This window comes from Pseudomonas sp. Pf153 (assembly GCF_001269775.1).
Lineage (GTDB): Bacteria > Pseudomonadota > Gammaproteobacteria > Pseudomonadales > Pseudomonadaceae > Aquipseudomonas > Aquipseudomonas uvaldensis.
The window spans coordinates 1-13,201 of the sequence record NZ_LHVL01000026.1 but is presented as its reverse complement, the minus strand read 5'-3'; the positions used below and the strand labels follow the sequence as shown (position 1 = coordinate 13,201).

At 60.4% G+C, this 13,201-nt stretch carries 11 protein-coding genes; 5 read left to right on the top strand and 6 right to left on the bottom strand.

From position 1 onward, the window contains the following. The first annotated feature begins 30 nt into the window (after window positions 1–30). Both AD666_RS19345 and AD666_RS19340 read left to right on the top strand, forming a co-directional pair. Complete coding sequence (locus tag AD666_RS19345) at window positions 31–765, top strand: helix-turn-helix transcriptional regulator (RefSeq protein ID WP_053155427.1); 735 nt, start codon at window positions 31–33, stop codon at window positions 763–765. Between the two features lie 86 nt (window positions 766–851). Continuing rightward, on the top strand, window positions 852–2,231 hold the full coding sequence (locus tag AD666_RS19340; protein WP_053155424.1) for an MFS transporter: 1,380 nt from the start codon (window positions 852–854) through the stop codon (window positions 2,229–2,231). A gap of 117 nt (window positions 2,232–2,348) precedes the next feature. Here AD666_RS19340 and AD666_RS19335 read toward each other — a convergent pair whose 3' ends face one another. Continuing rightward, on the bottom strand, window positions 2,349–3,302 hold the full coding sequence (locus tag AD666_RS19335; protein WP_053155423.1) for an adenosine deaminase: 954 nt from the start codon (window positions 3,300–3,302) through the stop codon (window positions 2,349–2,351). 208 nt (window positions 3,303–3,510) lie between these two features. Here AD666_RS19335 and AD666_RS19330 point away from each other — a divergent pair, with 208 nt between their 5' ends. Continuing rightward, entirely contained in the window at window positions 3,511–4,602 is a 1,092-nt protein-coding gene (locus AD666_RS19330; RefSeq protein ID WP_053155421.1) for a calcium:proton antiporter, read from the top strand. Window positions 4,603–4,692: 90 nt separating this feature from the next. Here the strand turns inward: AD666_RS19330 and AD666_RS19325 are convergent, their stop codons facing one another. From AD666_RS19325 to AD666_RS19305, 5 genes are all read right to left on the bottom strand, one after another. Continuing rightward, complete coding sequence (locus AD666_RS19325) at window positions 4,693–6,051, bottom strand: 8-oxoguanine deaminase (protein WP_053155419.1); 1,359 nt, start codon at window positions 6,049–6,051, stop codon at window positions 4,693–4,695. Between the two features lie 248 nt (window positions 6,052–6,299). Continuing rightward, entirely contained in the window at window positions 6,300–6,986 is a 687-nt protein-coding gene (locus AD666_RS19320; protein WP_053155418.1) for an SDR family oxidoreductase, read from the bottom strand. A 421-nt stretch (window positions 6,987–7,407) separates the two neighbouring features. Beyond that, window positions 7,408–7,989, bottom strand: coding sequence for a YigZ family protein (locus AD666_RS19315; protein ID WP_053155417.1), 582 nt, complete (start codon window positions 7,987–7,989; stop codon window positions 7,408–7,410). A 7-nt stretch (window positions 7,990–7,996) separates the two neighbouring features. Beyond that, on the bottom strand, window positions 7,997–8,647 hold the full coding sequence (locus AD666_RS19310; protein WP_053155414.1) for a TetR/AcrR family transcriptional regulator: 651 nt from the start codon (window positions 8,645–8,647) through the stop codon (window positions 7,997–7,999). 132 nt (window positions 8,648–8,779) lie between these two features. After that, complete coding sequence (locus AD666_RS19305) at window positions 8,780–9,700, bottom strand: LysR family transcriptional regulator (protein WP_053155413.1); 921 nt, start codon at window positions 9,698–9,700, stop codon at window positions 8,780–8,782. A 120-nt stretch (window positions 9,701–9,820) separates the two neighbouring features. Here AD666_RS19305 and AD666_RS19300 point away from each other — a divergent pair, with 120 nt between their 5' ends. Then, window positions 9,821–11,170, top strand: coding sequence for an aspartate aminotransferase family protein (locus tag AD666_RS19300; protein ID WP_053155411.1), 1,350 nt, complete (start codon window positions 9,821–9,823; stop codon window positions 11,168–11,170). Window positions 11,171–11,243: 73 nt separating this feature from the next. Then, entirely contained in the window at window positions 11,244–12,737 is a 1,494-nt protein-coding gene (locus tag AD666_RS19295) for a CoA-acylating methylmalonate-semialdehyde dehydrogenase (RefSeq protein ID WP_053155409.1), read from the top strand. Window positions 12,738–13,201 lie beyond the last annotated feature (464 nt).

The following is a 13,201-nucleotide window of genomic DNA, read 5'->3' as shown; positions in this document are numbered from 1 at the left end:
TAGACGAATGATTCAACAGGGAGTGAATACATGGAACATGCACCTTGCATCAGCCAGATCGCCACGCTGCTGGCCGACCCAAAGCGCAGCGCAATGATGTGGGCGTTGATGGACGGTACGGCCCGGCAGGCTGAAGAGCTGGCGTTACTGGCCGGGTTATCGCCGTCCTCGGCCAGTGCTCATCTGGGACGCCTGTCGGCCGGTGGTCTGTTGAAAGTCGAAGCACGGGGGCGCAAGCGGTTTTTCCGCCTCGCGGCGCCGGAGGTCGGCGCGGCAGTCGAGGCATTGGCCAGCGCCACCCTGGCCAGTACGCCGCGACAGATCCCGGAGGTCTTCAAGCGTGGCGTGATGTCGACCAGAACGCCGTCGGCCCCCGCGTCGCTGTTGCGAGCCAGGCTCTGTGACGATCATCTGGGGGGAACCCTGGCGGCCGACCTGTATCAGCGCCTGCTGGATGCCGGCTGGATTGAGCAGTGTGACCAACGGGTGATGGTCACTCACAAGGGGGCCAGTCTGTTGGCCGGGCACGGCCTGTTCATTCAGGCCCTGGCCCATCGCAACGCCCGCACCGCCTGCGCGTGTCCGGACTGGAGCGAACGCCGTCCGCACCTGGGGGGCGCCCTGGGGGCGGCATTGCTGCAGTTGTTCATGCAGTCCGGCTGGCTGAGCCTGCCCAACGATTCGCGAGCCTTGCAGGTAACAGCGCTCGGCCAGCAGGAAATTCACCGATTCGCCAGGCAGGATACGTTGGAAATGGCGCTCTAGGGCCATCGACAGGTCGTATTCAGCATCAGGCACCCGCGAGGTTCGCGCACACTCGGCCCGGTGATCATCGGACTGGGGAAAACCATATGAACACTCACGGCTACAGCGCGGCCGAACGCCTGGAACGGCTGCCCATCAGCGGCTATCACCGGATTATCTTCATCATTATCGCCCTGGCGTTTTTCTTCGACTCCATGGACCTGGCGATGATGACGTTCCTGCTGGGTTCGATCAAAGCCGAGTTCGGCCTGAGTACAGCCCAGGCGGGGCTGCTGGCCAGTTCCAGCTTCTTCGGCATGGTAGTGGGAGCGTCTCTGTCGGGCATGCTGGCTGACCGGTTCGGGCGCAAGCCGGTGTTCCAATGGAGCATCGTGCTGTGGGGCCTCGCCAGCTACCTGTGCTCCACCGCTCAGGATATCGAGACACTGACGCTGTTTCGCATCCTCCTGGGAATCGGCATGGGTATGGAGTTTCCGATTGCCCAGTCGATGCTCTCGGAGCTGATCCCGGCCAGGCAACGGGGACGTTATATTGCCTTGATGGATGGCTTCTGGCCCCTGGGCTTCGTGGCGGCGGGAGCGCTGTCGTATTTCCTGCTGCCGGTGATTGGCTGGCGTGACATTTTCCTGGTACTGGCGGTGCCGGCGATATTTGTCCTGGTGATTCGCTTCTTCATCCCCGAGTCGCCGCGTTGGCTGGAGCAAGCCGGGCGGGACGACGAGGCGGATGTCGTGTTGCAACGGATCGAGGACAAGGTCCGGGCATCGCTGGGACGCCAGGCGCTGCCGGAGCCTGTCCGGCTCCCGAGGCTGGCGGATACGCCTGGCACGTTCTTTTCGGCTCTGGCGCGGATCTGGTCGCCGTTGTATCGCCAGCGCACGATGATGATCTGGAGCGTCTGGTTCTTTGCCCTGCTCGGTTTCTATGGGTTGACCTCGTGGCTCAGTGCTCTCTTGCAGCAGTCGGGGTTCGCCGTAACCCAGTCGGTGTATTACACCGTGCTGATTTCCCTGGGCGGTATTCCGGGGTTTCTGATGGCGGCCTGGCTGGTGGAGCGTTGGGGGCGTAAACCGGTGTGTGTCATCACCTTGTTGGGCGGTGGTGTGATGGCCTTTCTCTATGGGCAGAGCGCGGTGTTTGGCGGCAACGTCGGTCTGCTGATCGGCTCCGGATTGCTCATGCAATTCTTCCTGTTTGGCATGTGGGCAGTGCTCTACACCTACACCCCGGAACTGTATCCCACCTCGGCACGGGCTACGGGGTCGGGATTTGCCTCGGCGGTCGGTCGCATCGGTTCGTTGCTGGGGCCATTGGTGACCGGGTTGCTGTTTCCCATCACCGGGCAGGGCGGTGTGTTCGCCTTGGGGGCGTTGTGCTTTGCCGTGGCGGCAGGGGTGGTCTGGTTGTTCGGGATGGAGACGCGGGGCAAGACGTTGGAGGAGTTGAGCGAGGGCTCGGCCGGGTAAGCACCAGTCTCCTGTAGGAGCGGGCTTGCTCGCGAAAGCGGTGGGTCAGCTGCATCAATGTTGAATGTGCTGGCGCATTCGCGAGCAAGCCCGCTCCCACAGGATGGCGCGTGAGGCTTAAGGTTTCACCAACCGCGCATCCAGGCTGTTCTGCGCCAGGCGTCTGGCCTGGTCCTGGGTCATGCCCAGGTGTGTATGCAGGGCGTGGAAGTTTTCGGTGACGTAACCGCCGAAGTACGCCGGGTCATCGGAATTGACGGTCACCTTCACGCCGCGCTCGAGCATGTCGAGGATGTTGTGTTGGGACATGTCGTCGAACACACACAGCTTGGTGTTGGACAATGGGCACACCGTCAGCGGAATCTGCTCGTCGATGATCCGCTGCATCAGCCGCTCGTCTTCGATGGCCCGGACACCATGGTCGATGCGCTGGATCTTCAGCAGGTCGAGGGCTTCCCAGATGTACTCGGGTGGTCCTTCTTCGCCCGCATGGGCCACGGTCAGGAAGCCTTCATGGCGAGCCCGGTCGAACACCCGCTGGAACTTGCTCGGCGGATGCCCCATCTCCGAACTGTCCAGGCCCACGGCCACGAAGGCATCGCGGAACGGCAGCGCCTGGTCGAGGGTCTTCTCGGCCTGCTCTTCGCTCAGGTGGCGCAGGAAGCTCAGGATCAGGCCACTGGTGATGCCCAGTTGCTGCTCACCGTCCTTGAGGGCGGCGGCGATGCCGTTGAGCACCACTTCGAAGGGGATGCCTCGGTCGGTGTGGGTCTGCGGGTCGAAGAACGGTTCGGTGTGGATAACATTCTGCGCTTTGCAACGCAGCAGGTAGGCCCAGGTCAGGTCGTAGAAATCCTGGGAGGTGCGCAGCACATCGGCGCCCTGGTAATACAGGTCGAGAAACTCCTGCAGGTTGTTGAAGGCATAGGCCTTGCGCAGGGTGTCGACATCGCTCCAGGGCAGGGCGATCTTGTTGCGTTCGGCCAGGGCGAACAGCAGCTCGGGCTCCAGCGAACCCTCCAGGTGCAGGTGCAATTCAGCCTTGGGCAGGGCGTTCAGCCATTCGTACATGTTCGTTTCTCATCAGTGAATCAATGGCGGCATTCTACAGAGGCTGACGGTAATGTCTGGTAAAACCTGACCGGCTGATCCACTTGAGAGCCGGACCTGCCTGCGACGAGTTTTTCGCAGCCCGACAAGGGCACCTCACACCGGACGAAACGTTCACGGCCCCCCACAGTCTAGTAGGTCATGACCCACCGACGGTGACTGGCTCGCGATGTTCATGTTGATCAAGCAAGAAACGCTGCTGTTGCTGGCGCTGCTCGCGGCGTTGGTCGCCTACCCGTTGGAGCACTGGCTGTTGGGCAGCGGGCGGATCGTAGCGTTGGCGGGCGGGTTGATACTGATCGGCTTCATCGTCGCCGCCTCGATGCGCGTGGCCCATCATGCCGAATTGCTGGCGGAAAAGGTCGGCGATCCTTACGGCACGATGATCCTGACCCTCTCGGCGGTGCTGGTCGAGGTGGTGATCCTGGCGATCATGATGAGCAACGAAGCGTCGCCGACCCTGGTGCGGGACACGATCTATTCGGCGGTGATGCTCGATATCAACGGCATCCTCGGGCTGGCCGCGCTGATGGGCGGGCTCAAGCATGGCGAGCAGGCCTATAACGACGATTCGGCGCGCACCTACAGCGTGATGATCCTCACCGCCATGGGCGTGTCGATGGTGGTGCCAGAATTCATTCCTCAGGAAAACTGGAAGCACTATTCCGCCTTCACCATCGGCGCGATGATCGTGCTGTACACCCTGTTCCTGCGCATGCAGGTGGGGCCCCACAGTTATTTCTTCAGCTATAGCTACCCGGAAAAACGCCGCAGGAAAGAGCCGCTGGAAACCGAGCCCGAGCCCATCAGCCTGACGTTTTCCATCGCCGCGCTGGTGTTTGGCGTGGTGGTGATCGGCGCGCTGGCCGAAGTGATGTCCAAGGCCATCGACCTGGGATTGGAGGGTTCCGGCGCACCACCGGTGGTCACGGCCATTCTGGTGGCGGCCATTTCCGCCGCGCCGGAAATCCTCACTGCCCTGCGCGCCGCACTCGCCAATCGCATGCAATCGGTAGTGAACATCGCCCTGGGGGCTTCGTTGTCGACGGTGATCCTGACGGTACCCGTGATGGAGGCCATGGCGCTCTATACCGGCCAGCCGTTCCAGATGGCAATGACGCCGGTGCAGACGGTGATGATTTTCATCACCCTGATCGTCAGCGCCATCAACCTCAACGATGGCGAGACCAATGCCATAGAAGGCATGACTCACTTCGTGTTGTTTGCGACGTTCATCATGTTGTCCTTGCTGGGGCTTTAGAAGCATCGCGGGCAAGCCTTGCTCCCACAGGTATGTCTGGAGGGAATCTCCATCCTTGTGGGAGCAAGGCTTGCCCGCGATGGCGTCCGATCAGGTCCCTGCAATCAACGCCCGCGCCGCCTGGCTGTGATCGGCAATCAATCCTTTCAAGTCCAGCCCTTCGACCTGACCGTCTATAATCCGCCATTGGCCGCCAATCATCACCCGGTCCGCACGGTCCGCGCCGCACAGCAGCAGTGCTGAAATCGGGTCGTGGCTGCCGGAAAATCGCAGCTCATCGAGCTTGAACAACGCCAGGTCCGCATGTTTGCCCACCGCCAATTCGCCGATGTCGCTGCGTCCGAGCAACTGTGCCGAACCTCGGGTTGCCCAACCTAGCACCCGCTCCGGTGTGATGGCCTGCGCGCCATAGCGCAGGCGCTGGATGTACAACGCCTGGCGGGCTTCGAGGATCATGTTCGAGGCATCGTTGGATGCGGAGCCATCCACCCCGAGGCCAAGCGGGGCGCCAGCGGCGGTCAGGTCGATGGTGGGACAAATGCCCGAGGCCAGGCGCATGTTGGAACTGGGGCAATGACAGATGCCGGTGCCGGCGGCGCCGAGGCGGATAATTTCATCGGCATTGAAATGAATACCGTGGGCCAGCCAGGTACGTGGGCCGAGCCAGCCGACACTGTCCAGATAATCCACGGTTCGCAGTCCGAAGCGTTGCAGGCAGAAGTCTTCTTCGTCGAGGGTTTCGGCCAAGTGCGTGTGCAGGCGGACATCGAGGCTGTTCGCCAGCTCGGCGCTGGCGCTCATGATCTCGGGGGTGACTGAAAAGGGCGAGCAGGGCGCCAGGGCAATCTGAATCTGCGCACCGTCTCCACGCTCATGGTAACGATCGATCAACCGTCGACTGTCGTCGAGAATCACCTGGCCTTGTTGCACGGTCTGCTGTGGCGGCAAGCCCCCGTCGGCTTCGCCCAGGCTCATGGAACCGCGGGTCAGCATCGCGCGCATGCCCAGCTCACGGACGCTTTGTACCTGTACGTCGATGGCGTCTTCCAGGCCTTCGGGGAACAGATAATGGTGATCGGCCGCCGTCGTACAGCCCGATAGCAGCAACTCGGCCAGTGCCACTTTGGTTGCCAGGGCAAGTTTTTCCGGCGTCAGCCGCGCCCAGACCGGATAGAGGGTTTTCAACCATGGAAACAAGGGCTGATTCACCACCGGTGCCCAGGCACGGGTCAGCGTCTGGTAGAAGTGATGATGGGTATTGATCAACCCCGGCAGGATCACATGTTCACGTGCGTCGAAAACGCTGTCGCAGGGGTGGGTTGGGTGCTGGCCGGCGCTCAGGAGTTCCACGATGACACCGTCCTGCAGGACGAGGCCGCCACGGGCATCGAGCTCGTTGGCCGTGAAGATGGAGAGGGGATTTTTTAACCAGGTGCGGGTCGCAGGCATGATGGCCGGCTCCTCTGAAAATGGGTTCAGGTTAGCCAGCTCAGTGATGCCCTGTCTGCTGATCCAGGGTCGCCGTTGGGGGCGAGGTGCCGAGTTTACTCAGGTTGTCGGACAGGTTTCCAGTGCCGGGCCAAATGCTTTTGTGGGAGCGGGCTTGCTCGCGAAGGCGTCAGTGCATTCGACATGGGTGCAAGCTGACCCACTGCTTTCGCGAGCAAGCCCGCTCCCACAAGGGATATGCGGCGTGTTTACCAGGGAATGGTTTCGCCTCTGTAGTTGACGAAGTGATGGCCGCCCTTACCGGCAAACGCGTTGACCTGATCGACCAGACCGCGGGTGCTGGTTTCGACATCGATGTCCGCTCCTTCGCCACCCATGTCGGTTTTCACCCAGCCCGGATGCAGCGACAGGACGGTCAATGCCTGGTCGCCCAGTTGAGTGACGAAACTGTTGGTCATTGAGTTGAGGGCGGCCTTGCTCGCCTTGTACAGCGCCAGCTCCGGTGCGTCGGGCATGGTCACGCTGCCGAGCACCGAACTCATGAACGCCAACACGCCGCTGCCATCGCGGATCTGGCCAACGAAGCGCTGGGCCAGGTTGATCGGCGCCACCGCGTTGGTGAAGAACAATTGGCCGACTTCGGCCAGCGTTGCGCCGCCGGGGGCCTGATTATCAGGGCCTTTGACGCCAGCGTTGACGAACAGCAGGTCGAAGGTTTCATCCTTGAGCTGTTGGCTCAGGGCGATGACGGCATGCTGGTCGTCCATGTCGAGCTTTTCAATGCGCACCGGGCCCAAGGCCTTCAGGGCTTCTGCCTTTTGCGGATTGCGAACGGTGGCGGTCACGTTCCAGCCATCGTCCAGTAGCGTTTTCACCAGGCCGAGGCCCAGACCACGGGAAGCGCCAATGATCAATGCATGTTTTGCCGAATTCATGGGTAGCGTCCTTGGAAGAAAAGACATCGTGGATTCAAGGACCCGGAGCATACCCCAGGCTTGCGGTTCTATGCTCCCCAAACGAGCGGTTAAAAAATGAGCAACTCCCTGGGAAGCCTGTCTTTACTGGCGCAGCGGCAGGCATGAACGGGTTATCCACAGCTTGCTCCACAGTTATTGTGCGCAAGCCGAGCGCTTGGGCATAAGCGCTGGGCGGCTTTCTTCTAAAGGCGATAAACCGCTGCAACCAGTTGTTTTATTGACTGATTTGTGAATAGGCGAGAGCCCTGGATAAAAAATGAGCATCCTTCTAGAACCCGCATGACAGCAGGGTTACAGGCGGGTGTGCTCAGGTTATCCACAGCCGGGTGCACAGAGGATGTGGGCAATTAAGGATGTGTTCGCCGTGCTTCTGACTGCATCATCGCGCCAATAGAATGCGTCCACGGCTCAAATCAGCCAGCTGTTTTTGCAACGTGTCGATTTGGCTTTCGCCTACCGCCAGCTGCAACTCCACGCCGTTGGCGGTAAACCCTTCTGTGTTCACTAGTCCGCCACATTCGGCCACGCGCAGTTTCACCAAGGCCAGTTCGGAGAACCCGCAAGTACAGTGCAGCGTCACACGGCTGATCAGCTCGACTTTCACGGCGCCTTGCAGGCATTTGTTCGCGCCGCCGCCGTACGCCCGGGCCAGTCCGCCCGTGCCCAACTGGATTCCGCCATACCAGCGAATCACCAACACCACGACCTGATCGCAATCCTGGGCTTCGATGGCGGCCAGGATCGGCCGTCCGGCGGTGCCGCCCGGTTCTCCATCGTCGTTGCTGCGGTACTGGGCGCCCAGTTTCCAGGCCCAGCAATTGTGCGTCGCGTTCAGGTCGCTGTGCTGATCAATAAAGGCCTGGGCCTCTGCCGGGCTGCTGATGGGGGCGGCGAAGGTGATGAAACGGCTTTTGCGAATTTCTTCGCGGTACTCGCAAAGGCCGGCAAGCGTAAAAGGCATGGGAATCTTAAAGAGTGGGTGTCAGGCCGCAGCCCTTGAGGATGATGCGGATCAGGTTATCGCCGGCATCGATCATGTCTTGTTTGGTCAACTTGCTACGGCCGGTCACGCGGCAGATCTGGGTAGCGAAGTCGGCGTAGTGCTGGGTGCTGCCCCACAACAGGAAGATCAGGTGCACCGGGTCGACCGGGTCCATCTTGCCCGCATCGATCCAGGCCTGGAACACGGCCGCGCGGCCCTTGAACCAGGTGCGGTAGTCCTGGTTGAAATACTCGGTCAGGCACTCACCGCCGCTGATCACTTCCATGGCGAAGATCCGTGAGGCCTGAGGCCGGCGGCGGGAGAACTCCATCTTCGCACGGATGTAGCGGGTCAATGCTTCGGCCGGGTCGTCCTCGGCGGTGAGGGTGTTGAAGGTGCTGTCCCACAGTTCAATGATGTTGCTCAGTACGGCCACGTACAGCCCGAGCTTGTTGGTGAAGTAATAATGCAGGTTCGCCTTGGGTAATCCGGCATTCAAGGCGATGGTGTTCATGCTGGTGCCCTTGAAACCGTGGCGGGCGAACTCATCTTCAGCCGCCTTGAGGATGGTCTCTTCGTTCTTCTGACGAATGCGGCCGGTGGGCTTGCCACCGTGGGCTGGGACTTCGAAGGTCATGGACGTTTCCGGGCTGGGTCTGTGGGGCAAGCAAAAGCGTTGATAGCGCACCGGCAATGATCCGACAAGTGCCGTTGTGACAAAAGCCTTGCAACGATAATTGAGCAATGTCCCTTATCGCATTTGCGGGCGTCAGCGAGTCGCCGCAAGACTCTCAAGAAAACTCTCGAGCACCAAGTGAGGGCGACGGCCCTTGCGCGTCACCGAGGCCAGGCTCAGGTCATAGAACCGCTCCCTGGGTTTCAGGGCGCGCAATCGGCCTTGTTGGACCCAGAGGTTGGCGTAGTGATCCGGCAGATAGCCGATGTAGCGTCCGGTGAGAATCAGGAAGGCCATCCCTTCGCGGTCCGATGCGCTGGCGGTGCAGTTGAGTGCCTGGTAATGGGCCTGGATTTCGGCCGGCAGGCGGAACGTCGGCGCAATCGCATCCTGGTCGTTCAGGCGCGCTTCGTCGAGTTGCAGGTCGTCCACGTAAAACAGTGGATGTCCGACGGCGCAATACAGCAATGAGCGTTCACTGTAGAGCGGCTGATACTCCAGCCCGGAGAGCGCACTGGCCTGGGGCACCACACCGACATGCAAGCGGCCGTCGAGGACTCCCTGCTCGACTTCGTTGGGGGGGATCATGCGAATCTGGATCTGCACGTCGGGCCCACGCTCCTTCAACTGAGCCAGAGCATGAGTGATGCGCATGTGGGGCAGGGTGACGAGATTGTCGGTCAGGCCGATGGTCAGTTCGCCACGCAAATGCTGATGCAGGCCGTTGACCTCGGTGCGAAAGCTTTCCAGTGCACTCAATAATTGCAGCGCCGATTGATACACCTCCCGACCTTCCTCCGTCAGCGAAAAACCGGCTCGCCCACGTTGGCACAGGCGCAGCCCGAGCCGTTGCTCAAGATCGTTCATCTGCTGGCTGATGGCCGATCGGCCAATGCCAAGTACGGTTTCCGCCGCAGAAAACCCACCGGATTCCACTACGCTACGAAAGAGGCGCAGCAAGCGAATGTCGAAATCGCTGACTTGGGCCAGCGGGTCGGGGCGGCGAACGCTCATAGTTTAGTGAACCGCTGACTGAAGGTTAGAAAAGTTGAATTTCACCGACTTTATCCCCGTGGCAACGTAGCTGCAATGCACTCTGACTCCATGCTGTCTATACCTTGCGAGGTTTTGTCGATGAACATGCCCGAACACGCTGGTGCTTCCCTGGCCAGCCAGCTCAAGCTCGATGCCCACTGGATGCCTTACACCGCCAACCGAAATTTTCTGCGCGATCCTCGTCTGATCGTCGCGGCCGAAGGCAGCTGGCTGGTCGATGACAAGGGGCGCAAGGTGTACGACTCGCTGTCCGGGTTGTGGACTTGTGGCGCCGGGCACACCCGCAAGGAAATCCAGGAAGCGGTGGCCAAGCAGCTGGGCACTCTGGATTATTCGCCGGGCTTTCAATATGGCCACCCACTGTCGTTCCAGCTGGCGGAAAAAATCACCGCTCTGACGCCGGGCAACCTCAATCATGTGTTCTTCACCGACTCGGGCTCCGAATGCGCCGATACCGCGGTGAAAATGGTCCGCGCTTATTGGCGCCTCAAGGGCCAGGCGACCAAGACCAAGATGATCGGCCGCGCCCGCGGTTATCACGGTGTCAACATTGCTGGCACCAGCCTGGGGGGTGTGAACGGCAACCGCAAGCTGTTCGGCCAGCCCATGCAGGACGTCGACCACCTGCCCCACACGTTGCTGGCGAGCAATGCTTATTCCCGTGGCATGCCGAAGGAGGGCGGCATTGCCCTGGCCGATGAGCTGCTCAAGCTGATCGAGCTGCATGATGCGTCCAATATTGCCGCCGTATTCGTCGAGCCATTGGCCGGATCTGCCGGTGTGCTGGTGCCGCCTGAAGGTTATCTCAAGCGTCTGCGGGACATCTGCGACCAGCACAATATCCTGCTGGTATTCGATGAGGTGATTACCGGTTTCGGCCGGACCGGTTCGATGTTCGGCGCGGATAGCTTTGGCGTCACCCCCGACCTGATGTGTATCGCCAAGCAAGTCACCAACGGTGCGATTCCCATGGGCGCGGTCATCGCCAGCACCGAGATCTACCAGACTTTCATGAACCAGCCGACCCCCGAGTACGCGGTGGAATTTCCTCACGGCTATACCTATTCGGCACACCCGGTGGCGTGCGCGGCAGGGCTGGCGGCGCTGGACCTGCTACAAAAGGAAAACCTGGTACAGAGCGTGGCCGAAGTTGCGCCGCATTTCGAGAATGCGCTGCATGGCATCAAGGGGGCGAAGAACGTCATCGACATCCGCAATTTTGGCCTGGCGGGCGCGATTCAGATTGCTCCTCGGGACGGCGATGCAATCGTGCGTCCGTTCGAAGCGGGCATGGCGCTGTGGAAGGCGGGGTTCTACGTCCGATTCGGCGGCGACACCCTGCAGTTCGGGCCGACGTTCAACAGCAAGCCACAGGACCTGGATCGGTTGTTCGATGCGGTCGGTGAAGTGCTAAACAAGCTGGACTGACGTTTTCTTCCTTATAACCATTCAATAATGGGTGTCCAGGCATGGACGCCCGTGGATAAATTCCGGAGTCCCCATGAGCCTCATCCCGCATCTGATCAATGGCGAGCTGTTGAGTGACAGCCCTCGTACGGCTGACGTGTTCAACCCGTCCACCGGCCAGGCGATCCATAAAGTGCCATTGGCCGACCGAGCCACCATCCAGCAGGCCATCGACGCTGCACATGCGGCTTTCCCGGACTGGCGCAAAACGCCGGCGGCCAAGCGTGCCCAGGTGATGTTTCGTTTCAAGCAACTACTGGAGCAGAACGAGTCGCGTATTGCGCAACTGATCAGCGAGGAGCATGGCAAGACGTTGGAAGATGCGGCCGGTGAGCTCAAGCGTGGTATCGAAAACGTCGAGTTCGCCTGTGCCGCCCCGGAGATTCTGAAGGGCGAATACAGCCGCAACGTAGGACCGAACATCGACGCGTGGTCGGATTTTCAACCGCTGGGCGTGGTGGCGGGTATCACTCCGTTCAACTTCCCGGCGATGGTCCCGCTATGGATGTACCCGCTGGCGATCGTTTGCGGCAACTGTTTCATCCTCAAACCCTCCGAGCGCGATCCGAGCTCGACCTTGCTGATTGCGCAACTGCTTCTGGAAGCCGGGCTGCCCAAGGGCGTATTGAGCGTGGTGCATGGCGACAAGGTTGCGGTGGATGCGCTGATCGAAGCGCCGGAAGTGAAGGCGCTGAGTTTTGTCGGTTCGACGCCGATTGCCGAATACATCTATGCCGAGGGCACTCGGCGTGGCAAGCGCGTCCAAGCGCTGGGCGGAGCGAAGAACCACGCGGTGCTGATGCCGGATGCGGACCTGGACAATGCGGTCAGTGCCTTGATGGGGGCTGCCTATGGTTCCTGCGGCGAACGTTGCATGGCTATTTCGGTGGCTGTCTGTGTCGGGGACCAGGTGGCGGATGCGCTCGTGAGCAAGCTGGTTCCGCAGATCCAAGCGCTGAAGATTGGCGCCGGCACCTCGTGCGGTCTGGACATGGGGCCGTTGGTGACTGGACAGCATCGCGACAAGGTCAGCGGTTATATCGAGGACGGTGTGGCATCGGGTGCGACGCTGGTGGTCGATGGTCGTGGCTTGAGTGTGGCCGGGCACGAAGAAGGTTTCTTCCTCGGAGGTTGCCTGTTCGATCGCGTGACGCCCGAGATGCGCATCTATAAGGAAGAGATCTTCGGGCCGGTGCTGTGCATTGTTCGGGTCAATAGCCTGGAAGAGGCCATGCAACTGATCAATGATCACGAATACGGCAACGGCACTTGCATCTTCACCCGTGATGGTGAGGCGGCGCGGCTGTTCTGCGATGAGATCGAGGTCGGCATGGTGGGCGTCAACGTACCGTTGCCTGTGCCAGTGGCCTACCATAGCTTCGGCGGTTGGAAGCGTTCGCTGTTTGGCGATCTGCACGCCTACGGCCCGGATGGCGTGCGTTTCTATACTCGACGCAAGGCCATCACTCAGCGCTGGCCGCAGCGCGCCAGTCATGAGGCTTCGCAGTTCGCGTTTCCCAGCTTGTAATTGAAAACACAGAGGCCGGCGCCATAGGGCGCTGGCCTCTGTGTTTTCAAGGCTTTTAACCGATATGACAGAATTATGAAAATAGCTGTTGACGGCAGATTCTGAGTCTCTATAATTCGCCCCACTTCCGGCGCAGTCGAAACGGAAAACTCCTTGATATTCAATGAGTTAAGTAGGTTTCGGCGATGCAGGGCTTCAGGTCATCGAAGCACGGAAGGAGTCAGCGGAGCAGGTTTTTGGCTCAGTCGACGGTTCGATCTTCTCGGTCGAAAGCGGTAAAAAAGAGGTGTTGACAGCAGCGACTAACGCTGTAGAATTCGCCTCCCGCTAACGAGAGATCGAAAGCGCAAGTGGTTGAAGTTGAAAAAGAAATTTTGAAAACTTCGAAAATAACCGCTTGACAGATACACGGGGCGCTGTAGAATGCGCGCCTCGGTTGAGACGAAAGCCTCAGCCCACCGCTC

What these genes read in the sequence shown, in the direction of transcription:
- AD666_RS19345 (WP_053155427.1), top strand. Translation starts at nt 31, where the DNA reads ATGGAACATGCACCTTGCATCAGCCAGATCGCCACGCTGCTGGCCGAC.
- AD666_RS19340 (WP_053155424.1), top strand. Translation starts at nt 852, where the DNA reads ATGAACACTCACGGCTACAGCGCGGCCGAACGCCTGGAACGGCTGCCC.
- AD666_RS19335 (WP_053155423.1), bottom strand. Translation starts at nt 3,302, where the DNA reads ATGTACGAATGGCTGAACGCCCTGCCCAAGGCTGAATTGCACCTGCAC.
- AD666_RS19330 (WP_053155421.1), top strand. Translation starts at nt 3,511, where the DNA reads ATGTTCATGTTGATCAAGCAAGAAACGCTGCTGTTGCTGGCGCTGCTC.
- AD666_RS19325 (WP_053155419.1), bottom strand. Translation starts at nt 6,051, where the DNA reads ATGCCTGCGACCCGCACCTGGTTAAAAAATCCCCTCTCCATCTTCACG.
- AD666_RS19320 (WP_053155418.1), bottom strand. Translation starts at nt 6,986, where the DNA reads ATGAATTCGGCAAAACATGCATTGATCATTGGCGCTTCCCGTGGTCTG.
- AD666_RS19315 (WP_053155417.1), bottom strand. Translation starts at nt 7,989, where the DNA reads ATGCCTTTTACGCTTGCCGGCCTTTGCGAGTACCGCGAAGAAATTCGC.
- AD666_RS19310 (WP_053155414.1), bottom strand. Translation starts at nt 8,647, where the DNA reads ATGACCTTCGAAGTCCCAGCCCACGGTGGCAAGCCCACCGGCCGCATT.
- AD666_RS19305 (WP_053155413.1), bottom strand. Translation starts at nt 9,700, where the DNA reads ATGAGCGTTCGCCGCCCCGACCCGCTGGCCCAAGTCAGCGATTTCGAC.
- AD666_RS19300 (WP_053155411.1), top strand. Translation starts at nt 9,821, where the DNA reads ATGAACATGCCCGAACACGCTGGTGCTTCCCTGGCCAGCCAGCTCAAG.
- AD666_RS19295 (WP_053155409.1), top strand. Translation starts at nt 11,244, where the DNA reads ATGAGCCTCATCCCGCATCTGATCAATGGCGAGCTGTTGAGTGACAGC.